General features: G+C 68.6%; 22 protein-coding genes. 13 read left to right on the top strand and 9 right to left on the bottom strand.

Annotation, left to right across the window (positions count from 1 at the left end; all coding sequences use genetic code 11):
- Positions 1–74: 74 nt before the first annotated feature.
- Positions 75–506 (top strand): universal stress protein, encoded by a 432-nt coding sequence (locus RJT68_RS03070; protein WP_407038916.1) that lies wholly within the window; start codon positions 75–77, stop codon positions 504–506.
- Positions 507–791: 285 nt separating this feature from the next.
- Positions 792–2,114 (top strand): methyl-accepting chemotaxis protein, encoded by a 1,323-nt coding sequence (locus tag RJT68_RS03065; protein WP_407038915.1) that lies wholly within the window; start codon positions 792–794, stop codon positions 2,112–2,114.
- 272 nt (positions 2,115–2,386) lie between these two features.
- On the opposite strand, the gene RJT68_RS03060 is transcribed toward RJT68_RS03065, so the two are convergent.
- The gene (locus tag RJT68_RS03060; RefSeq protein WP_407038914.1) at positions 2,387–2,716 is read right to left on the bottom strand and encodes a hypothetical protein; all 330 of its coding nucleotides are present in this window, start codon (positions 2,714–2,716) and stop codon (positions 2,387–2,389) included.
- A 279-nt stretch (positions 2,717–2,995) separates the two neighbouring features.
- Entirely contained in the window at positions 2,996–3,775 is a 780-nt protein-coding gene (locus RJT68_RS03055; protein ID WP_407038913.1) for a PHP domain-containing protein, read from the bottom strand.
- A gap of 139 nt (positions 3,776–3,914) precedes the next feature.
- Here RJT68_RS03055 and RJT68_RS03050 point away from each other — a divergent pair, with 139 nt between their 5' ends.
- The 3 genes from RJT68_RS03050 (at position 3,915) to RJT68_RS03040 (ending at position 5,243) form a co-directional block, all read left to right on the top strand.
- Positions 3,915–4,070: a hypothetical protein gene (locus RJT68_RS03050; protein WP_407038912.1), complete on the top strand. Its 156-nt coding sequence runs from the start codon at positions 3,915–3,917 to the stop codon at positions 4,068–4,070.
- A 142-nt stretch (positions 4,071–4,212) separates the two neighbouring features.
- Entirely contained in the window at positions 4,213–4,716 is a 504-nt protein-coding gene (locus RJT68_RS03045; protein WP_407038911.1) for a hypothetical protein, read from the top strand.
- A 107-nt stretch (positions 4,717–4,823) separates the two neighbouring features.
- Positions 4,824–5,243: a hypothetical protein gene (locus RJT68_RS03040; protein WP_407038910.1), complete on the top strand. Its 420-nt coding sequence runs from the start codon at positions 4,824–4,826 to the stop codon at positions 5,241–5,243.
- Between the two features lie 26 nt (positions 5,244–5,269).
- Here the strand turns inward: RJT68_RS03040 and RJT68_RS03035 are convergent, their stop codons facing one another.
- Both RJT68_RS03035 and RJT68_RS03030 read right to left on the bottom strand, forming a co-directional pair.
- The gene (locus RJT68_RS03035) at positions 5,270–5,695 is read right to left on the bottom strand and encodes a universal stress protein (RefSeq protein ID WP_407038909.1); all 426 of its coding nucleotides are present in this window, start codon (positions 5,693–5,695) and stop codon (positions 5,270–5,272) included.
- A gap of 120 nt (positions 5,696–5,815) precedes the next feature.
- The gene (locus tag RJT68_RS03030; RefSeq protein WP_407038908.1) at positions 5,816–6,280 is read right to left on the bottom strand and encodes a universal stress protein; all 465 of its coding nucleotides are present in this window, start codon (positions 6,278–6,280) and stop codon (positions 5,816–5,818) included.
- A 134-nt stretch (positions 6,281–6,414) separates the two neighbouring features.
- On the opposite strand from RJT68_RS03030, the gene RJT68_RS03025 reads away from it, so the two are divergent.
- Positions 6,415–6,654 carry a hypothetical protein gene (locus RJT68_RS03025; protein WP_407038907.1) on the top strand — a complete coding sequence of 80 codons (240 nt, stop codon included), beginning with the start codon at positions 6,415–6,417 and terminating at the stop codon, positions 6,652–6,654.
- Between the two features lie 346 nt (positions 6,655–7,000).
- The gene (locus tag RJT68_RS03020) at positions 7,001–9,328 is read left to right on the top strand and encodes a PAS domain S-box protein (RefSeq protein WP_407038906.1); all 2,328 of its coding nucleotides are present in this window, start codon (positions 7,001–7,003) and stop codon (positions 9,326–9,328) included.
- 28 nt (positions 9,329–9,356) lie between these two features.
- Here the strand turns inward: RJT68_RS03020 and RJT68_RS03015 are convergent, their stop codons facing one another.
- Together RJT68_RS03015 and RJT68_RS03010 are read right to left on the bottom strand one after the other, a co-directional pair.
- Entirely contained in the window at positions 9,357–10,160 is an 804-nt protein-coding gene (locus tag RJT68_RS03015; protein ID WP_407038905.1) for a hypothetical protein, read from the bottom strand.
- Positions 10,161–10,314: 154 nt separating this feature from the next.
- Positions 10,315–10,815 carry a hypothetical protein gene (locus RJT68_RS03010; protein ID WP_407038904.1) on the bottom strand — a complete coding sequence of 167 codons (501 nt, stop codon included), beginning with the start codon at positions 10,813–10,815 and terminating at the stop codon, positions 10,315–10,317.
- Between the two features lie 333 nt (positions 10,816–11,148).
- Here RJT68_RS03010 and uvrA point away from each other — a divergent pair, with 333 nt between their 5' ends.
- Both uvrA and RJT68_RS03000 read left to right on the top strand, forming a co-directional pair.
- Complete coding sequence (gene uvrA / locus RJT68_RS03005) at positions 11,149–14,109, top strand: excinuclease ABC subunit UvrA (protein WP_407038903.1); 2,961 nt, start codon at positions 11,149–11,151, stop codon at positions 14,107–14,109.
- A 225-nt stretch (positions 14,110–14,334) separates the two neighbouring features.
- On the top strand, positions 14,335–14,979 hold the full coding sequence (locus tag RJT68_RS03000; protein WP_407038902.1) for a helix-turn-helix domain-containing protein: 645 nt from the start codon (positions 14,335–14,337) through the stop codon (positions 14,977–14,979).
- Between the two features lie 99 nt (positions 14,980–15,078).
- On the opposite strand, the gene RJT68_RS02995 is transcribed toward RJT68_RS03000, so the two are convergent.
- Positions 15,079–16,728, bottom strand: a complete 1,650-nt coding sequence (locus RJT68_RS02995) for a sensor histidine kinase (RefSeq protein ID WP_407038901.1) — start codon at positions 16,726–16,728, stop codon at positions 15,079–15,081.
- A gap of 111 nt (positions 16,729–16,839) precedes the next feature.
- On the opposite strand from RJT68_RS02995, the gene RJT68_RS02990 reads away from it, so the two are divergent.
- Positions 16,840–17,916 carry a beta propeller repeat protein gene (locus RJT68_RS02990; RefSeq protein WP_407038900.1) on the top strand — a complete coding sequence of 359 codons (1,077 nt, stop codon included), beginning with the start codon at positions 16,840–16,842 and terminating at the stop codon, positions 17,914–17,916.
- Between the two features lie 10 nt (positions 17,917–17,926).
- On the opposite strand, the gene RJT68_RS02985 is transcribed toward RJT68_RS02990, so the two are convergent.
- Positions 17,927–18,571 (bottom strand): HAD family hydrolase, encoded by a 645-nt coding sequence (locus RJT68_RS02985; RefSeq protein ID WP_407038899.1) that lies wholly within the window; start codon positions 18,569–18,571, stop codon positions 17,927–17,929.
- A gap of 196 nt (positions 18,572–18,767) precedes the next feature.
- Here RJT68_RS02985 and RJT68_RS02980 point away from each other — a divergent pair, with 196 nt between their 5' ends.
- The 3 genes from RJT68_RS02980 (at position 18,768) to RJT68_RS02970 (ending at position 21,150) form a co-directional block, all read left to right on the top strand.
- Positions 18,768–19,088 carry a 30S ribosomal protein S24e gene (locus tag RJT68_RS02980; RefSeq protein WP_407038898.1) on the top strand — a complete coding sequence of 107 codons (321 nt, stop codon included), beginning with the start codon at positions 18,768–18,770 and terminating at the stop codon, positions 19,086–19,088.
- A 4-nt stretch (positions 19,089–19,092) separates the two neighbouring features.
- Positions 19,093–19,227 (top strand): 30S ribosomal protein S27ae, encoded by a 135-nt coding sequence (locus tag RJT68_RS02975; protein WP_407038897.1) that lies wholly within the window; start codon positions 19,093–19,095, stop codon positions 19,225–19,227.
- A 138-nt stretch (positions 19,228–19,365) separates the two neighbouring features.
- The gene (locus RJT68_RS02970) at positions 19,366–21,150 is read left to right on the top strand and encodes a bifunctional N(6)-L-threonylcarbamoyladenine synthase/serine/threonine protein kinase (RefSeq protein WP_455196259.1); all 1,785 of its coding nucleotides are present in this window, start codon (positions 19,366–19,368) and stop codon (positions 21,148–21,150) included.
- A gap of 51 nt (positions 21,151–21,201) precedes the next feature.
- On the opposite strand, the gene RJT68_RS02965 is transcribed toward RJT68_RS02970, so the two are convergent.
- Positions 21,202–21,438: a YgaP family membrane protein gene (locus RJT68_RS02965; protein ID WP_407038896.1), complete on the bottom strand. Its 237-nt coding sequence runs from the start codon at positions 21,436–21,438 to the stop codon at positions 21,202–21,204.
- Positions 21,439–21,526 lie beyond the last annotated feature (88 nt).

Here is a 21,526-nt window from a genome sequence, read left to right as displayed (position 1 = left end):
CTCGAGCGTCGAGGGGAGCGGTGCCGTGCACCTGCTCGCCCCGATTTTTACGTCTCCCCGTCGATTTCCTTCCCGTGCACGACGACATTCTGGTCCCGACCGACGGAAGCGAGTCGAGCGACGCCGCGGTCGACCACGCGCTCGAGATAGCGGACCGGGGGACGACCACGGTTCACTTCCTCCACGTCGTCGACGTGGGGACGGAGATGTCCGCGAGCGCGTCGGGGACGATCGCCCCCCAGGTGACGGAGACGCTCGAGGAGCAGGCCGACGAGGTGCTCGACGACGCCGCGAATCGGGCCGAGGAGGTGGGCGTCGACTACGAACGCCCCGCTCGGGAAGGCGACCCGCACGACGTGATCGCGGCGTACGTCGACGAGAACGACGTCGACCTCGTCGTGATGGGCGCGAGCGGCCGGTCGGGACTCAAAGAGCACCTCCTCGGCAGCACCTCCGACCGCGTGATCCGCACGGTCGACGCGTCCGTGCTACTGGCGCGGCCGTAAAACCGTACGGAACGACCGTGAAACCGTACGGAACGACCGTGAAACCATACGGAACGACGGCCAACGTGCACGCGCACGCGCTGACCGGGATCGTACCGATCGCCGCGACCGTCCGGTCGACGACCGGCGATCGGAGCCCGACCGCTCGCAGTCCTCCTCGAAACGTATCCACGATTATTAACTAATGGGGATTCTCGGCAGCGAAACGGACGTGTAGGGCGGTTACGGGAGTTCTCGGCCAGAAACACTATCTCGTGTCTAACTGATCCAGTACTAGAACGACAGATGGCGACGCAGCACGCGCAACTCGACGAGTCGATCGTTCCCGAGCACGAGTCGGACCCCGCGGCGTTCTGGCGGGGGACGTTCGTATCGCTGGTACGTACGCTCCCGGAACCGGCGTTCGTGGTGTCGAGCGAAGGAACGATCACCGTGTGGAACGAGAGCGTCGAGGAGTTGATGGGATACCCCGAGGAGGAGGTCGTCGGCCGCGCCGCGTACGACGTGTTCGGAACCGAGGGCGAGAGCGAGACCCTCGTCGAAACGTGTATCCGGCGGGGGGTTCCGATCCGCGAAGATCACATCCGCTCGGCCACGACCGCGAGCGGTGAACGGACCCACGCCCGCGCGATGGCCATTCCGATACCCGACGGCGACGGAAACGTCGTCGCCGGCGTCGAAGTCCTCGTTCAGGTCACGGAACTCGTCGAGCAGCGAGCGGCGATCCGCGACCTGCAGGATCGGATGTCCGAGGAAGTCGAGAGCGCCGTCGGCGAACTGCGAACGTCCGCGTCGAACGTCGCCGAAAACGCGGACCGGATCAACGAACGCGCCGACGAACAGACGGACGGACTGGGCGAGGTCCAGTCGGAGGTGTCGTCGTTCAGCGCGACGATCGAAGAGGTCGCCTCGAGCACCGACGAGATCAACGGCCGAACCGACGAGGTGCGCCTGCGCGCCGAACAGTCCCTGGATGCCGGCCGGGAACTCGCCGAGGTGATGGACGGGGTCGCGGGCGCGAGCGAGACGGTCGGCGAGAGGACGACCGAACTGCAGGAACTCATCGTCCGAATCGAGGAGATCGTCGACGTGATACACGACATCGCGAACCAGACGAACTTGCTGGCGCTGAACGCCTCGATCGAGGCCGCCCACGCGGGCGAGGACGGGTCCGGGTTTGCGGTGGTCGCGAACGAGGTGAAATCGCTCGCCGAACAGTCCCAGTCCGAGGTTGCAGAGATCGAAACGCTCGTCGAGCGGATCCTCGAGAACGCGGACGAAACCGTCGAGAGCGTCGAGGTCGCGAACGACCGAATCTCGGAGGCGGCCGAACGGGTCGAGGACGTCGTCGACGATCAGACGTCGATCGTGACGGCGGTTACGGAGGTCGCAAACGGCGTCGACGAGATCGCGAGCGCGACCGACGAACAGGCGTCGAGCGCCGAGGAGATCGCCGGCATGACGGACGAGATGGTCGCGACCGGCGAGGACGTTTCCGACTCCGTCTCCGAGATCGCGGCCGCGACCGAGGAACAGACCGCAATGGTGGCGGACATCGAGCAATCGCTCGTTCGACTCGAGGAGGAGATCGAGGAGGTCGTCGACTGACGGGGTCGGCCCCGCTACGACGGTCGGACCGGGGATTCGCGGCGGGGTCCGTTCGTTTCGACCGCCGCCGGTCGGTGACCGATCCTGGTCGGGGGACAGATCACACCCGGCGGGGACAGACCCGGCGGGGACAGACCCAGTCGACGATGATCGATCGCAGTCGGCGGGGACGAGGGAACCGGACGCCCACGGGCCCCCGAGAGCCCGGGGTCGAATCGTCGATACGAGGGAGATCGACGGGAAGACCGCAAAGCCGCGCGGAGAAGGGAAACCTATCGGTTCGCGACGCCGTAATCCACGTGGACGTTCGGGGTGCTGGGCGAGTCGGGGGCCGCCACGCCGTTCCAGTCGACGAGGCGAACGTTGGCCATCTCGCCGGAGAAGCGGAAGCGGTAGACGCCGGTGTCGATCGTTCCCTCGGCGACGCCGCCGTTGACGACGGTCGCCTCGGCCTTCGGATCAGCGTCGATCATCTCGAGGTCGCCGGAGACTGAGACCTCGAAGTTAGAAGGAACGCCGCGACCGACGATCGTCACGAGGTTGGGAAGTTCGTCGTCTTTCGCCGCACCGGACCGGTTCTGTGCCGTTGAGTTCCGTGTCATGCTTCGATAAGCCGACCACCCCAGCATAAGCTTTCTTGTCGAGATAATGGTAGAAGTGGATGAAATACAGCCGCGCCGTTGGATCAGGCCGTGCGACAGGAGTGCACGGGGCGGCTCGAGGGTCCCCGAATCGACGCCGCTGGCGTGGTTCGGCGTTCCGGTCACAGACCGGCGTTGCGTCCGGTGGTTGTCGTTTCGTCAGCCGGCCGACGTCACGCTCGCTCCGGGGGCTCACGACCGTCGAGTTGCGGCGTCCCTCTCCCCGCCTCGACCGATCGATCACTCGAGGTCGGCAGTCGGATCGACCGGATCGATACCGCGTTCGTCGACGAACGCCTCCAGGAACTGGACGCGGTCCTCGACCTCGTCGGGAGCGTGGCTGTCGGTGCCGACGGTGATCGACACGTCGCGCTCCAGCAGGATCTCGAGGAACCGATCGGTGGGATGGACGATCGCCGGTTCGTGCAGGGCCCGTCCGGCGTTGATCTCCGGGACCGTCCGGGAGTTTCGGAACGCCTCCGCGACCCGGCGGTAGTGGTCGTCGGTGGCCCGGCCCCGTAGCGGTTCGGTCCGCTCGACGAGGTCGACGTGGGCGGCGACCTCGAACAGTTCCGACTCGATCAGGGCGACGAGCGCGCCGACGTACTCGTCGACGAGTCGGTCCAGATCGCTCTCGGACTCGCCCTCGAACAATCCGGCGACCTGGACGTTGCGCCCGTCGACCGCGTGGACGCTTCCGACGGCGTAGTCGAAGTCGGCCTCCGCGAGGAAGGCGTCGATCTCCGGTTCGTCCGACGGGTGGTAATCCAACTCGACGGCGTCGTAGACCGCCACGTCGGTCTCCTCCCGGACGGCCTCGATCCCCGTCCGCCGCCGCTCGTAGGTCAGGTCGAGTGCGAAGCCGTAGGTCGCGCGCGCCTCGCGGGCGGCCTCGCGCGAGGAAACCGTGCAGTGGTCCGCAAAGCCGATCCCCTCGAGTCCGGCCCGCTCGGCGGCTCGAACCATCCCCGGGAGGAACGTCCCGTCCGAGTAGCTGGAGTGTGTGTGAAAGTCACGCACTACTTCGTGGTCGCTCGGGACGGCTAATAGGTGCTTTCCTTGGACGGGGTCGAGCTCCCGGCGGACCGACGCGGGCTGGCGAATACCCACGTGTGTAGGAACAGCATTGATTCACGAGAGCTGTGAGGAGACCAATCGGATGACCACCGACGAAGAGATTCGGAAGGGGCTCGCGATCTGCGACGGCTGCGGGTCGGCCGGTCCCGCACACTTCTTTCCCGACGGTCGGGTCCACCTGATCGGCACCGGTCCCACCTGCTCGTGCGGAAGCTCCGACCTGCGGCCGATCGAGTGAGCCGCCACGGAAGCGCCGCGGGTCGCCGATTTCGGAACTGATGGAAACCGCACGCTCGAGTCTAAGGGGTCGCCGGCCGTTCGATCGCACTGCGGCGGGCGCACCCGCCCGATCACCGCGCTCGTCGCCCCCGCACTCGCCCATGATCGAACTCATCTACAGCGTCCGGACGAGGCGTTCCGAATCGATCTCCCCGACCGGCGACCGCCGGTGCAACCGTCGATCGGAGGCGACCGAGGGAGATCTCGAACCGAACGACACAGCCGACTCGCCGGCGGCACTCCGAGCGACAACCGGTGAAGAGACGACCGTGACGGTGACCGTTCGCGGCGGGTGCGACCTCGAGGTCGCCGACGAACTCGTCCGGCGACCGTCGATCGCAGACGGACTCCAGTCGCCGCGTCCAGACGCGGACCGCCCGCCCGAGCGGCCTCGAGCCGGCCGATCGCGACCGACGCGGAACCGCACGGATCCCTGCGCTCGATCCGGTTCGCCCCCCGGGATCGGCGCACCTCGAGTCGTCCTCGGCGTTCGGATCACGCTCGCTCGGGCGGTCGCGGCGGCGCTCCTCGTCGCGACGACGCTCGACTGGGCGTCGGCCGATCCGGCCGCGTCGGGCGTTCGAATCGCCCTGGGCGGCGGGTGATCGGCCCGCGCCGTCGACCCCGAGTCGCCGCGGGGACGATGGGTCGCCGAATGACGGGAGTGTGTATCGGTTTTTATGTCCGTCCGCTGGAAACGTCGAGGTATCTCATGACCCGTTCATCGCTCGTACCGTCGCTCGCGCTCGTCGTCGGGTTCGCCACGACGGTCGTCGTCCACCTCGGGTACCTCCCGCGGTACGCGCCGGAAAACGTCGAGATGACGACCGCCGTCGTGCTGGTGGGTTGGTTGACGTACGTGCTCACCTTCTACGCCCTGGGGAGACTCCTCTCGAGTCCCGGTCCGCTCCCGAACATGCGGACGGCGGACGCGGGCGTGGCGCTGTTTCTGGTCTCGCTGTTACTCGCCCTCGTCCTCGATTCCGCGGGATTCACCCCCGAAGCGGTCCCCCGAGCGTACGTCCTGCCGGGGGTGGGGATCTACGTCGGACTGGCGCTCGTCGGCTGGTCGATCGGTCGACGGACGAAGTCGCTCAACAGGCGCGACTGGCAACCCGGCTCCCGGAGCTGAGTCCCACGCCGACGGACGCGAATCGATCAATCGACGACGAACACGGGTCGGTCGCCGAACCGGATCAGGTGGTCGGTGACGCTCCCGACCGCCATGCGGTGGACCCCGCCGCGTCCCCGGGTGGCGATGACGATGGCGTCGGCGTCGACCTCCTCGGCGTACTCGAGGATCTCGTTTTCGGCGGGTCCGGAGCGGACGACGGTCGTCACGTCGAGGCCGTCGGCCGCCTCGGACTCCGCGATCCGGGCGACGAACTCGCGGGCGCGCTCCTCGAGGACCTCCGACGCGCTGCCGACGTCGCCTGGGAGGCGGAGATTTCCGAGCGGGCCGGTGTCGACGACGGAGAGCACGTGAACGGCCGCGTCGTGGCTGCGCGCTAACTCGAGTCCGGTTTCGGCGGCGGTTTCGGCGTACTCGCTTCCGTCCGTCGGGATGAGAATCGTCTCGAACACGGTGGGAGTCGCTACGGCCCAAGCGACTTTACTCCCGGCGGTGGGTCCGAACCCGCGGGAAATCGGTCCGAGCGGCGGGCCGTCGGGGCCTCACCCGCCGCCGGCGCGGCGGTCGGCGGATCACTCCATGACGTCCAGATCGCGGAAGTAGGTGACCGGACAGGGAGCGTTGAGGATGATCTCCTTCGAGACGGAGCCGAGGACGGCCCGCTGGGCGGGCGAACTGCGCTGGCCGGCGATGACGAGGCGGTCGGCGTCGACGTCGTCGGCGAGCTGGACGACGGCGCTGTCGACGTCGTCGAGGATCCCCCGGATCTCGGTCTCGACGCCCGCCTCGGCGAAGATCTCCTCGAGTTCGCCGACCGGGGGTCGCTTCGCGGCGACCTCGTCGGGGTCGACGTTCTCGACGCGCTCTTCGAAGCCGAGTTGCTCGCGGAACTCCTCGTACTCCTCCGGCGTGAACGCGTGGCCGATCACGACGGTCGCCTCGAGCGGTTCGGCGAGTTCGAGGACCGTCTCGGCGAGGTCGTCCGCGCGTACGGTGTCCATGGGGCCGACGGCGAGGAGAATCGTGTCGATCGTCATACCCCCTCATGCCGGTCCCACCCGCTTAAGGGTTCTCGTCGATACAAGATTCCCGCCCGCCGATAGGTCGCCGTCCGGCGGCGACTTTCGAACGCAGGGCGGACCGCTAAGCGATCCGTGGACAAACGTCCGCTATGGCTGCGACACTGACCGACGACGCGGTCGGCAAGACGGTCGTCGACGCTGCGGGGAAGAAATTCGGCATCGTCGCGAAGGTGGAGGGCGACACCGCGTACGTCGATCCCAACCCGAGCCTCGCCGAGAGCGTGATGGCGGAGATCGGATGGGAGAGCGCGGACGAGGAGGACTACCGCGTCACGGAGGACATGCTCGAGTCGGTCGGCGAGGACGTCGTCCTCCGCGGCGAGCTCTGAGACGGTTCGACCGCGTCCACCGGGTGCGCCGTTCCGGGGCGTCCCACCGAACCTGTGCCGCGATCGATCACCCGAATCCGAGGGGAGATCCAGTCTCAGCGGTCGTTCCGCTCGAAGCGGATCCGCCGCTTCAGCCAGCGCTCGCTCGGATTCGATCCAACCGTCGCGTCGAGTCGCCGACGACCGGCAGGGGATCACCGACGGTCCCGACCGCCAACGAGCCATCAGCGAGGCACCGCTCCCGAACGCGTATTCGTCCGAAAACCGACCGGAACCCGGCTGTAGATGACGATCCGCTGGGACGATCACCCGAACCGTTATCCCTCCGCTTCACCCAGAAACGGGCATGGGAACTACGGACGGGTCCCGGTCCGGGACCGCCGTCTCCGCCGAACTCGCAGTTCTCTACGTCGACGACGATCCGTCCTTCGCCGCCGAACTCGAGCGGGCCGACGAGCGGATCGAGACGATCACCGCCGCGAACGCGACCGACGGACTCGAGCGGCTGTCGACGGCGGACGTCGACTGCGTCGTCTCGGAGTGCGACGTCGGTGAGACGGACGGTCTCGCGTTCCTCGAGGCCGTCCGGGAGATCGATTCGGACCTGCCGTTCATCCTGTTCACGGACGGGGGGTCGGAGGCGATCGCCAGCCGGGCGATCTCGGCGGGCGTCACCGAGTACGTCACGAAGGGGGGCGGGACCGAACAGTGGACGGCGCTCGCCAACAGCATCGTGAACGCCGTCGAGCGGGCGCGGGCGCGCGCCCAGCGCCGGCGCCACCTCCGGGCCATCGAGACCGCCCAGGAGGGGATCAGCCTCCTCGACGCCGACGGGCGATTCACCTACGTGAACCGGGCGTACGCGGGGCTGTTCGGCTACGAACCCGAGGAGCTCGTCGGCGAGCACTGGGAGGTGCTCTACCCGGACGACCGGGTCGACGTCGTCCGCGAGGAGGTGGTGCCCGCCGTGATGGCCGACGGCGAGTGGCACGGGGAGACGGTCGCCGTCAAGGCCGACGGAAGCCGGTTTCTCGCCGAACACTCCCTCTCGACGGCCAACGACGGCGAACTCGTCTGTACCTTTCGAGACGTCACCGACGAACGAGCGCGCGAGCGGGCGGTCGAACGGTTCGAGACGATCGTCGAGGCCCTCGGCGACCCCGTGTACACCGTCGACTCGGAGGGGCGCTACTCGTTCGTCAACGACGCGTACGCCGACCTGACCGGGTACGACAAGGAGGAGATCGTCGGCCACCCCGTCTCCTTCCTGCTCGACGACGCCTCGGTCGAGCGCGGGGCCGACAGCGTTCGGAAGCTGCTCTCGAGCGACGCGTCGCAGGTGACCTACGAGATCACCGTCGAGACCAGCGACGGCCGACGCGTCCGCTGTGAGGACAACGTCTCGCTGCTGCCGCTCGAGGACGGCCGGTACCGCGGCGTCGCCGGCGTCGTCCGCGACATCACCGAACGCACGGAGCGCGAACGAGAGCTGGAACGCTACGAGACGATCCTCAAGACGATCCCCGACGAGGTGTACTCGCTGGACGCGGAGGGGTACTTCACGACGGTCGTCCCGCCGACCCGCGGCGAGCGATCGGTCACCGGCTACCGACCCGAGGAGCTGGTGGGCGAACACGTCTCGCTCGTGCTCGCCGACGAGGACATCGAGACCGGCGAGGCCGTGGTCCGGGAGCTGTGGACCGACGACGACGTCGAGCGACTCTCCTACGAGGTGGCCGTGATCACGAACGACGGCGAGCGGGTCCCCCACGAGACCCACATCGCGCTCCTCCCGTCCGACGACGGCCGCTTCCGGGGCTCCGTCGGCGTTCTCCGGGACGTCACCGAACGGAAGCGACGCAAGCGCGAACTCGAGCGCCAGAACGAGCGGCTGGAGGCGTTCGCGAGCGTCGTCAGCCACGACCTGCGCAACCCGCTGAACGTCGCGCAGGGCCGCCTCGAGCTGGCGATCGCGGACCTCGAGGCGAGCGATCGGGAACGCGGTCGCGGGGACGACGGCGAGGGTGACCGCCGGGTCGGCGACCCGCTCGAGCACCTCGAGTCCGTCTCGTGGGCCCACGAACGGATGCGAGCGCTCGTCGACGATATCCTGGCGGTCGCCCGCGAGGGCGAGCCGGTCGGGGAGGGCGAGCCGGTCGACCTCGCGTCCCTGACGAGGCGGTGCTGGGCCCACGTCCCGACCGACGGCGCGGACCTGCGCCTCGAGACGGACGCCGTCGTCCGGGCCGACGAATCGCGCCTCGCGCGGCTGCTCGAGAACCTGATGCGGAACGCCGTAGAGCACAGCTCTACGAGCCCTCGCTCGGGTACTCGCGAGGACGCTGTCGAGCACGCCTCGACGGGGTCGGAGGCGGGCGCAGCCGAGTCCGGATCCCGATCCGAGGGCGTCGCCGAGTCCGGATCCGTGACCGTCACCGTCGGGGAACTGCCCGACGGGATGGGATTCTACGTCGAGGACACCGGTCCCGGGATCCCGGAAGCGGTCCGGGAGCGCGTCTTCGAGAGCGGCTACTCCACGTCCGACGAGGGGACGGGCTTCGGGCTGTCGATCGTCGGGGAGATCGCCGACGCCCACGGCTGGACCGTGACCGTCGCGGACGGGACCGACGGCGGTGCTCGCTTCGAAATTTCTGACGTGGTGTTCGAGGAGTAGGCGGGCGGGCGTACGGAGCGACGGTTCGTCACCGATCGACCGACTCGAGCGACTGCTCGCGCCAGGTCGTCCAGTCGTACAGCCGCTCGAGTTCGCCGCCCTGTTGGCGGATGGCGACGGCCGTGTTGAACAGGAACGCGGCGACGAGCGGCGTGCCGACGAGCCAGGCGGCGTCGGCGAGCGAGGCGTAGCCGGCGAAGCCCGCGAGGAGGTCGACGAAGACGACCGCGGTCAGGCAGACGATCGCCGGGAGCAGGTGGCGCGTCAGCGCGGCGAGGGTCGTCCCCTCGTGGACGCGGACGGTCTGGACGCCGTACCATATCGCCCACAGGGAGGTGACGATCCAGCCGGCGGCGACGACCGGTCCGGTGGCGGTCGTCTCGGTGAGGAAGGCGCCCCACCAGGCCGCGACGAAGACGCCGATCACGAGATAATCGACCCACGTAGGGAGCAATCGCGACGGCTCGCCGCGGCCGCCTTCCGCGTGGTACATCCCGCGGATCCCCAGCGCGAGAAAGAGGATGAAAAACAGCACCGCGCCGTCTGCGAAGCGGGCGAGCGGGTCGATCTCGAGGAGCAACCAGCCGATCCTCGAGAGGGCGTAGACGATCGCCGCGCCGATGCCGACGAGCAGGTAGGCGTGCTCGGTGCCGGCGTCGACGGCGATCACCTCGCGAACGTAGACGATCGCGTAGTACCCGAGGACGACCGCGGCGACGAGCATCGTCAGGGAGGCCAGCAGGCGACCGAGGGCGACCGTCGTCGCCGGATCGGTGGCGTCGAACGTGATCGAGGACGTGGAGCCGATCGACGTTAGCAGGGCGAACACCATCGGGTGAACGTGACGCGTCGATCGACATAAGCGCACCTCCGGTTCCTCCCCGCCGGGAAGACGCCGACCGGTCGACGCGACGCCTCCGACGCAGCGTCGATCAACGGCGTCACAGCGGCCGCGTCGATCACGCGACGTCACCGACGCAGCTCGATCACTCGCCGTCGGACCGCCGCGCCTCGAGGGCGGCCTCGAGCACCGTCTCCTCCTCGAAGTACGCCGGTGCGTCGGCGTCCGCTTCGAACTCGAGGACGCGCGTCAGCGCGTCGTGGCCGTCGTCGACCCGCTCGGCCAGCTCCTCGGCGAGGTCGGTGTATCGCGACGCCAGGTCCTGGAACGCGCGCATTCGAGCCTGCGTGGCGTCGACGAGCGCCTGCTTCCGCTCGAGGTCGCGCTCGAGGTCCTCGATCGCCTCGAGGGCCGCCTCGTCGGGGTTCGGCCCCGTCGCCGTCGGAGGGCCGTCGGTGCGTTCGAGGCCCTTCGCGTGGTCCTCGAGTCGGCTGCGGACCTCGGCCATCTCCTCGTCGATCTCGTCCAGCAGGTCGTCCGCCTCGGCCCCCATCGTCTCGACGTGTCCGGAGAGGAGTCCAGCCCGCGTCCGGCAGTACTCCACGAACTCCTCGACCGTCAGCGCGGGTCCGGAGGTGTCCGTCATAGTCTCCAGTTGGTGGTCCGAAAGGAAGTGTTTTGGTGTCTCTCGGGTTCGCGTGGACGTCGGACGGGGAGCGATTCGCGGCGTTCCGTGGCCGTCGCGTAACGGCTCGACGCCCGTCGGCGCCCGTTGCGACTCCGTCAGCGCGCGTGGGTAGCACGGTCGGGCGTCCTCCTGCGAACGAAGGCCACCCTCGACCGACGCGTGAAAACGAATGCTAGCACGAACCACTCTGTGGCGCATTCAGACGGGTTAAGTTCCTCCGGCCACTGTCTCTCTCACAATGGATCGACCACGGAACAGCGCGATCGATCGATCTCCCGTCACCGCCAACACATGAGTCAGGACCACATCGAGGTGCGAGGGGCACAGGAACACAACCTCAAGGACCTCGACGTCACCGTCCCCCGCGAGTCGTTCACCGTCGTCACCGGCCTCTCGGGGTCGGGCAAGTCGTCGCTCGCCTTCGAGACCATCTACGCGGAAGGTCAGCGCAGGTACATCGAGAGCCTCTCCGCCTACGCGCGGAACTTCCTCGGCCAGATGGACAAGCCGCAGGTCGAGACCGTCGAGGGCCTCTCGCCCGCCATCTCCATCGACCAGAAGAACGGCGCGAACAACCCCCGCTCCACGGTGGGGACCGTCACCGAACTCCACGACTACCTCCGCCTCCTCTACGCCCGCGTCGGGACACCCCACTGTCCCGAGTGCGGCCGCGAAGTCGGCGAGCAGAGCGCCCAGAACATGGTCGAGCGCATCCTCGAGCTCCCCGAGGGGACGAAGGCGAAACTCGCCGCCCCGGTCGTCCGCGACCAGAAGGGCGCCTTCGAGGACCTCTTCGACGAACTCGTCTCGGAGGGCTACGCCCGCGTCGAGGTCGACGGCGAGGAACACGACCTCACGCTCTCGAAACCCGACCTGGACGAGAACTTCGTCCACACCATCGACGTGATCGTCGACCGCGTGAAGGTCGGCCCCGAGGACCGCCCGCGAATCGTCGACAGCGTCGAGACGGCGCTCGAGGAGGCCGACGGCGTGCTCAAGGTCATCCTCCCCGACCCGCCGGCCGAGGCCGCCGAGGAGCTGGGCGAAGAGGCCCGACGAACCGGCGCGCTCGGCGACGAGACGGAGGAGGACGACCGTTTCGTCGTTGAGTTCTCGAAAGAGCTCGCCTGCACCCACTGCGGGATCGACGTCCCCGAGATCGAGACCCGGAGCTTCTCGTTCAACAGCCCGCACGGGGCCTGTCCGGAGTGTGAGGGACTCGGCGAGACGAAGGAGGTCGACGAGGACCTCGTCGTCCAGGACCCCTCGAAGCCGGTCAAGCACGTCTTCGAGCCGTGGAGCTACAACCGGTCGTACTACAAGACCCGGCTGGACGCCGTGGCGGACCACTTCGGCGTCTCCCTGTCGACGCCGTTCGAGGAGCTCGACGAGGACGTGCGGCGGGCGTTCCTCTACGGGACGAGCGAGCGGGTGACGTTCGAGCGACACACGCGTAACGGCACCCGACGGAAGCGCAAGCGCTTCGAGGGCGTGATCCCGAACCTCGATCGGCGCTACCTCGAGACGGACTCGGACTCGACCCGCGAGCACATCGAGAAGTACATGTCCGTGACGGAGTGTCCGGCCTGCGACGGCACCCGCCTGAAGCCCGCCAGTCGGGCCGTGCTCGTCGACGGCACGTCGATCACCGAAATCAACTCGATGAGCATCGGCGACGCGCTCGCGCACTTCGAGTCGCTCGAGGCGAACTTCACCGAGCGCGAGAAGATCATCGCCGAGGAGATCCTGAAGGAGATTCGGGCCCGCCTCGGGTTCATGGTCGAGGTGGGGCTCGAGTACCTCACGCTCGACCGGGAGGCGTCGACGCTGTCGGGCGGCGAGAGCCAGCGCATCCGGCTGGCGACCCAGATCGGATCGGGCCTGGTCGGCGTCCTCTACGTGCTGGACGAGCCCTCGATCGGGCTCCACCAGCGGGACAACGACCGCCTGCTCGACACGCTCTGTGAACTGCGCGACCTCGGGAACACCCTGATCGTCGTCGAGCACGACGAGGAGACGATGCGCCGGGCGGACAACATCATCGACATGGGACCCGGTCCGGGCAAGCGCGGCGGCGAGGTCGTCGTCAACGGATCGTTCGACGAGGTCGTCGACTGCGATGACTCGCTGACGGGCGACTACCTCTCCGGCCGCAAGGGGATCCCGGTCCCCGAGGAGCGTCGCGAACCCGAGGGCGCGCTGACGATCCGCGGCGCCCGCCAGCACAACCTGAAGGACGTCGACGTGGACGTTCCGCTCGGCTGTTTCACGGCGATCACGGGCGTCTCGGGCTCCGGCAAGTCCACGCTCATGCACGAGGTGCTGTACAAGGGCCTGGCCCGGGAGATGAACGACAACACGAGCGTTATCCCGGGCGATCACGACGCCATCGAGGGGATCGACCGGATCGAGACCGTCCGGCTGATCGATCAGTCGCCCATCGGCCGGACACCCCGATCCAACCCCGCGACGTACACCGGCGTCTTCGACCACGTCCGCGAACTGTTCGCCCAGACGAAGCTCGCGAAGCAGCGCGGGTACGAGAAGGGGCGGTTCTCGTTCAACGTCAAGGGCGGCCGCTGCGAGGAGTGCGGCGGCCAGGGGACCGTCAAGATCGAGATGAACTTCCTCTCCGACGTCTACGTCCCCTGCGACGAGTGCGACGGCAAGCGGTACAACGACGCCACCCTCGACGTCACCTACAAGGGCAAGACGATCGCCGACGTCCTCGAGATGGAGGTCGAGGAGGCCTACGAGTTCTTCGAGTCGAACTCCCAGATCCGCCGCCGGCTCAAACTCCTCAAGGACGTCGGGCTGGACTACATGACCCTCGGCCAGCCCTCCACCACGCTCTCCGGCGGCGAGGCCCAGCGGATCAAGCTTGCCGAGGAGCTGGGGAAGAAGGACACCGGAGACACGCTCTACCTGCTCGACGAGCCGACGACCGGCCTCCACAGCGAGGACGAGCGAAAACTCATCGAGGTCCTCCACCGACTGACCGACAACGGGAACACCGTCGCCGTCATCGAACACGAACTCGACCTCGTGAAGAACGCCGACTACGTCATCGACCTCGGCCCCGAGGGCGGCGAGGACGGCGGCGAGGTCGTCGCCACCGGTACCCCCGAGGACGTGGCCCGACTCGAGGAATCCCACACCGGACGGTACCTGCGCGACCTCCTGCCCGCCGTCGACCTCGAGGGACCGCGCGGCGAACGCGTCGAGCCGATGACCGCTTCGCCCGGCGACTGAACCCTCGTCACAACCCCGTCCGGGTTTCGTCGGTTTCCGCCAGACGAACTCGCTTCGCACCCGTCACTCTCCGGACATCTCCAATGAAAATTATCAGCCATATAATTATAACTGTCCTATACCAATAACATAATAATTATTTACGCCCGAGTTCTATGTAGTCTCATGCGATTTGTAACATACGTTCTCACCCCCGATGTCGGGCACTTCAGCCCGGGTGAGCGCATGTTACACGAGAACGGGGTCAGGATCGAGGCGATCCGCGACATCGATCTGCTCGGCGACGGAACGGTCGTCGCCCAACTCGCGCTCGAGGGATCGCGATCCGCCCTCCGACGGTGTCTGGAGGGCGCCGGACCGCAACTCCTCGACTACCAGCTTACGACCGCCGGCGATCGGCTGGTTCTGCAGACCCACTACCGGCCGCCGGACGCGACCCGACGGCTGCTCGAGGTACACCGTCGTCACGCCGTGGTGTTCGACTACCCGCACGAGTACGTCAATTCGAAGAACCGCCGCCTGCGCATCTCCGCGATCGGATGCGAGGACGAGTTGCGGTCGCTGGTCGCCGACGTGCGGGAACTCGCCGGCGTCGAAATCGAGGGGCTCGGCACGTACGATCCCACCCAGCGACAGCCGTTCACCGACCTCACCCCCAGGCAGCGGGAGGTGTTGCGTATCGCCGTCGAGCGGGGCTACTACGACGAGCCGAGGCGGGTCACCTACGAGGACATCGCCGCGCAACTGGGCTGTTCGGCCGGCGCCGTCGGACAGCACCTCCGCCGGGCCGAGAGCCGACTCGTCTCCTCGCTCGTCTCGAGCGGAGACCCCGACGGGGAGGATCCGGCGCCGGCCCCCGGGACGGGGTGAGCGGAGTTCTCGGTCGAGTACCGCCCCGAGGAGCGACGGCTCGCTCGAGTCGGTCGCATCGTCGGCTGTCGCGGCGGAGCGAACCACTTCCAGTCGAGTTCAGGTGACGATCGAATCCCTGCGATCGGCCCGTCGCTCGCGATCGCAGGGGAACGAGAGCGTGACGATCGTTCCGCCGCCCGGGCGGTCGGCGAATCGGAGGTCGCCGTCGGCGTTCTGGACGATCCAGTTGACCAGCCACAGCCCGAGTCCGGAGCCGTGGTCGAGGGGCGTCTCCTCGCCCTCGAGGACCGCCCGGCGTTCCGCCTCGGGGATTCCCCGGCCGTCGTCGGCCACGGAGAACTCGAGGCGACGGCCGCCGTCGTACGCGACCGTCCGGGCCGTGAGGTCGACGGTCAGGCCGGTACCGCTCCCGTCGGTGTACGGCGCGTTTCCGAAATCGGCGTCGAGACCGGTTTCGGGATCGATTCCGTGATCGGGGGTCGGCTCACCGCCGTCCGGGTTCCGATCCGCCCCGCCGTGTTCGACCGCGTTGTCGACGAGTTCGTTCAGCGCGTCCACGACGCTCCCGTCGACGATCAACGCGTCCGACTCCTCGACCCACGTGTTGATCTGTACGTCCGGGTACGCCGCCTTCGCCCGATCGACGACCGTTCGGATGACCTCCGAGGCCTCGAGCGTCTCCGCGGTCTCGCGGCGTTCCAGCGTCCGTTCGACGCCGCGGGCCTTGTCGGCGGTCGCGAGCAGGTCGTCGATCTCCTCGAGGATGGGGTCGACGTGGGCCTCTCGGAGCTCCTCGTCCCGGTCGCCGATCAGGTTCGCGTGGCCGCTGATGACCGTGAACGTGTTCCGGAGGTTGTGGCGGAGGACGCGGTTCAACACCTGGATCTGCTGTTCGCGGTCGCGCTGGCGGGAGACGTCGCGGACGACCACGACGTAGCCGTCCTCGAGGCCGGTCACCGTCACGTCCTGGGGGAACGTCGTCCCGTCGAGTCGCTTCCCCGTCAGCGTCCCGCGCCAGTAGTTCGACTCCTCGAGCGCCGGAATCACCTCGCGCTCGATCCGGGACCGAGCGGCGTTGGTGTAGAGCCGCTTCCAGTCGTACCCCTCGAGGGTCGAACGCTCCGGTGCGCCGTAGAGGGAGGCGTAGGCGTCGTTGACGTAGGCGTGGCGAGTGTCGATCTCGGCGTCGTCGGCGCGTTCGCCCTCGGCGGCCGCACCGACGCCACCGTCGGCGGGGATCGGTCCGTCTTCGGCGTCGATGATCGCGATGCCGTCCATCGAGGCGTCGACGGCGTACGAGAGTCGCTCGTTCTCGCGGTGGTGCCTCGTGAGGTCGACGTAAATGTGCCCGACGCCGGCGCCGAAGATCCCCCCGACGCTCATCGCGTTCAACACGGCCAGCGTGATGCCGGTCGGGCTTCCCGTCCTGAGCACGTGCAGGTAGACGATCCAGAAGCTGAGCGTCGCGATTACCGCGGAGTTCGCCACCGAACAGACGGCTACGATCGCCCCCCGTTCGACGCCGGTCTCGCCGCGACAGACGACCCGCCCGTACGCGATCAACGACGCGCCCACCAGCACCGGCAGGACCGCCTCGAGGGCGACCTGCGCGAAGGTTCCCTCCGATACCGACCCGTACGTTCCCGCGTACGCGGCAGCGAGGGCGAGAAATCCGACCCCGACGATCGTCACGGCGCGCTCGCGAACCCATCGATAGATCCGGGTTCCGAACGACGCCCCTCCCATAAGTACGGGAGACTATGAAGACGGCCGGTATAAAGCGTCCGGCCGTTCCGACTGTCGCGTCGCTCGATCGGTTCCCGAGACCGTTTCCGTGCGCCCCCCGTACCGCACGATATGACGCCGACGACCGTCGCGACCGCCGCGGACGACCGCTTACTCGTCTGCACCGGCACCCCCGACGATCCGGCCGACTGGACGGCGAGGACGGCGCTCGAGGGGGCAGCGAGTGGAACCGATGGGGGAGGAACCGCGGCGGATCGGTTCCGGCGTCTCGCCGCCTCGCCCGACGCACCCGATCGGCTCTTCGCCGGCACGTTCGGGGAGGGGCTCGTCCGGAGCGAATCCGGGGGTGATCCGGGCTCCTGGGAGCGCCTCGAGACCCCGTTCGTGAGCGACGACGTGATGTCGCTCACCGTCAGCCCGCACGATCCGGACGTCGTCTACGCCGGGACCGAACCCAGCCGCGTCTACCGGTCGACCGACGGGGGCGACTCGTGGGCGCACCTCGAGGGTCTCACCGACCTCCCCTCGGCCGACGAGTGGTACTTCCCGCCACGGCCCGACACCCACCACGTCCGCTGGCTCGAGGTCGACCCGTTCGATCCCGAGCGCCTCTACGTCGGCATCGAGGCCGGCGCGTTCGTTCTCTCGGCGGACGGCGGCGCGACGTGGCGCGACCGCCCCGAGGGCTCGCGGCTGGACAACCACAGCCTGGCCACCCACCCCGACCGGGAGGGGCGCGTCTACGCCGCGGCCGGCGACGGCTACGCCGAGAGCGACGACGGCGGCGAGACCTGGCGCCGGCCCCAGGCGGGCCTCGAGCACACTTACTGCTGGTCCGTCGTCCCCGACCCGGGCGATCCGGACGCGATCATCGTCTCGAGCGCGCGCGGCGCCTCGAGCGCCCACCGACCCGCCCGCGCGGAGTCGTACGTCTACCGGCGCGTCGGCGCTCCCGACGCGTCGTGGGACCGACTCGACGGGAACGGGTTCCCGACGGGCGAGGGCGTCGTCCGGGCCACGTTCGCGACGACCGGCGAACCGGGCGTCGTCTACGGCGTCACGAACCGCGGGCTCTTCGTCACGACCGACTTCGGGGACTCGTGGGCGCGCCTCGAACTCGAGGGAGTTGCGGACGACGCGCTCGAGTCGGCGGTTCCCCACGGACTCGTGGCGGTCCGACGGCGGTGAACCGATACGCTCAGCCGACGATCGCCGGCAGCTCGCGGAGGGAGGTCACCCGGTAGGTCGCCGCACGCACCTCCTCGCACCCCTCCCGCTCGAGGAAGGCCGAGTCGATACCCGCGTTGTCGGCCGCCCGCACGTCGACGGCGCGGTCGCCGACGTAGAGCGCCGACTCGGCGTCGAGGTCGGCCATCGCCGCCTCGATGTTCGCGGGGCTCGGCTTGCGCCGCTCGAGTCCCTCCGGGGTGAGCGGACAGCCGTAGACGGTCTCGAACAGCGAGTCGACGCCGAACCGGCCGAGCAGCGAGGTGACGACCGCCGGGTGATTGTCGCTGACGATTCCGCGAGCCGCCTCGAGCGAGCGGATCGCCGAGACGTCGTCGTACGCCGAGCGCAGTCCGCGCTCGACCTCCTCGAGTTGCGTCCGGACCATCTCGCGGGCGGCCGCGGCGCAGAAGTCGTCGGTATCGACGCCGAGGCGCCGACAGCGCGCGGCGATGCCGTCGAAGTCGCCGGCGATCACGGCGCGCACCGTCTCCCCCGTCGGCGCCGCCCCGCCGAACGCGTCGCAGGCGCGCGAGAGGGCCTCGTACAGCGCGCTGGGCGACGGCGTCTCGACGATCACGCCGTCGAAGTCGAACAGGACCGCGTCGTACGTCATCGGATCGGATATTACCGTCCGGTCACATATGGTTTTCCGTCCGCTCGCGCCTCGAGTCGTCCGTCGAGGCCGTCGCGTTCCCGATCGATCCCGCGTCGGTCTCCCGGACCGGTTTCGACGGGGTTCCGCGGGTGAGGGGGTGCTTCGAAATCCTTTTAGGCGCTACACGGGGATAGTAGTGTAACTGAGTGATATCATGGACGTCGACATCATCTCCGAAGAGGAGAACCCCATGTTGCACAGGACGGACGTCACCTTCGAGTTGACCCACGACGAGGCGACCCCCTCTCGCCTGCAGGTTCGCGACAGCCTCGCGGCGAAGCTGAACAAGGACGCCGACGAGGTCGTCATCCGCAAGCTCGACACGAAGTTCGGGATGCGCAAGACCGTCGGTCACGCGAAGGTCTACGAAACGGCCGACGACGCTCGGGACGTCGAGCAGGACCACATGCTCGAGCGAAACAAGATCGTCGCGGACGCCGAGGAAGGCGGCGACGCGGAAGCGGAGGAGGCCTGATCCCATGGCGCGCTACGAGCTCTACGACGACGACGGCACGACCGACCACGACCTGTGTCCCCGCTGCGGCGACGCCTACCTCGCCGAGCACAGCGACCGCAAGCACTGCGGGAAGTGCGGGTACACCGAGTGGGACTGACCGGGGAATGCGACCCCCGACGTCCCCGAATCGTTCTGCCGACCGACGCGGTTTTTCACCCCGGTAGATCCCGTGACCGAGAGCGACGAAACCGACGCAGGTGAGCGGCCCCGACGCGAGGACAGCGGGGGCGCCGGGATCGAGGAGGGTGCGGACGACGTTCGAATCCTCGGCATCGAGGGGACCGCCTGGGCTGCAAGCGCCGCGGTGTACGACTCGGCGCTCGAGGCGGCGTCCGGCGCCCCCGGTGACGCGGAGGCGGTCTTCATCGAGACCGACGCCTACCAGCCGGACAGCGGCGGCATCCACCCCCGCGAGGCCGCCGAGCACATGCACGACGCGATCCCCCGCGTCGTCGGAACCGCCCTCGAGGTCGCCCGTGAACGCCACCGCGAAGCGGGTGGGAGTCCGGACGAACCGCCGGTCGACGCCGTCGCCTTCTCCCGCGGTCCCGGACTGGGCCCGTGCCTGCGCGTCGTCGGAACGGCAGCCCGGGCGCTGAGCCAGTCGCTCGAGGTGCCCCTCGTCGGCGTGAACCACATGGTGGCCCACCTCGAGATCGGCCGGCACACCTCCGGCTTTTCGAACCCCGTCTGTCTGAACGCCAGCGGCGCGAACGCCCACCTGCTGGCGTTCCGCAACGGCCGCTACCGCGTGCTGGGCGAGACGATGGACACCGGCGTCGGGAACGCCATCGACAAGTTCACCCGCCACGTCGGCTGGTCCCACCCCGGCGGGCCGAAGGTGGAGGAGGCCGCGAAAGACGGCGAGTACGTCGACCTCCCCTACGTCGTCAAGGGGATGGACTTCTCCTTCTCGGGGATCATGTCCGCGGCGAAGCAGGCCTACGACGACGGCGTGCCCGTCGAGGACGTCTGTTACTCCCTCCAGGAGAACGTCTTCGGGATGCTCACCGAGGTGTCCGAGCGGGCCCTTTCGCTGACCGGCAGCGACGAACTCGTCCTCGGCGGCGGCGTCGGCCAGAACGCCCGCCTGCGCGAGATGCTGGCGGAGATGTGCGAGGCTCGAGGGGCGCAGTTCCACGCGCCGGACCCCCGCTTCCTGCGGGACAACGCCGGCATGATCGCCGTCCTCGGCGCGAAGATGTACCGCACGGGCGACACGCTCGCGCTCGAGGAGTCGCGGGTGAACCCGGACTTCAGGCCGGATCAGGTCCCCGTTTCGTGGAGGGCGAGGCGCGTCGCGCCTCGGAACGGCGAGCGGGGAGGGAACCGACCCGCGAGCGGCGACGACCCGAAGATCGCTCGAGCCGACGAGGACGAGATCCGCGGCGCGGAAGCGCTGGTCGACCTCGAGCCCGAACGCGGCCGCGTCACCAAGCGCCGCCAACCGAAGCGCTACCGGCACCCCGAACTGGACGAGCGACTTCGCCGGGAGCGGACGACGCTCGAGGCGCGCCTGACGAGCCTCGCCCGGCGCGAGGGCGTTCCGACGCCGGTGCTCTCGGACGTGGACTCGACGGAAGCGCGCCTCGAACTCGAGTACGTCGGCGAGTCCGAACTTCGGGGGGCGCTGACTCCGGATCGGGTTCGGGACGTGGGGCGCCACCTCGCGCGGCTCCACCGAGCGGGGTTCGTCCACGGGGACCCGACGACGCGGAACGTGCGGGTCGAGTGTGCGGGACGCGTTGCGTCCCGGAACGAGCGAGCGGACGACGTCCGCGAGCGGGACCCGGAGCGCACCTACCTCATCGACTTCGGCCTCGGCTACCACACCGACCACGTCGAGGACTACGCGGTGGACCTGCACGTCTTCGACCAGAGCCTCGTCGGGACGGCCGCGGATCCCGACCCGCTGCGCGAGGCGTTCCGCGAGGGGTACCGCGAGGTCGGCGAGGAGCGCGTCCTGCGACGGCTCGAGGACGTGGAGGGGCGAGGTCGGTACGTTACCGACGAGGCCTGATCGCCGCGAGTCGCTGGCCGCAGTCCGCTTCCCCGCGCACCCGACCTCTCGCTACTCGACGCGACAGGAGTCCGAGTCAGGCCCGCCGTCGGTCGTGTCGATCCCGAGCAGCAGGTTCCCGCCACAAAAGCGGAATATCGCGTTGAACAGGAGTCCGGACCCGGCGATCACGCCGACGGCCGCCCGCTCGCGCTGTCCGTCCAGGTACGCCGCGATTCCGACGGCGAGGAGCCAGGTGCCCGCCACGCCGCGAACGATTCGATCGTAACCGCCGACGTTTCGCCGCATGCGTGGTTCCACGGGGGAGCGAGAGGAACCGTTTCCGGCGAATATTTCGCCCCGGTTTATAATATCCGGTCGACCGTACGCACCGCAC

The organism is Halovalidus salilacus, from assembly GCF_031852275.1.
Taxonomy (GTDB): Archaea; Halobacteriota; Halobacteria; order Halobacteriales; family Natrialbaceae; genus Halovalidus; species Halovalidus salilacus.
Note: the sequence above shows the minus strand (reverse complement) of the source record. Positions and strands in the feature narration are given on the sequence as shown.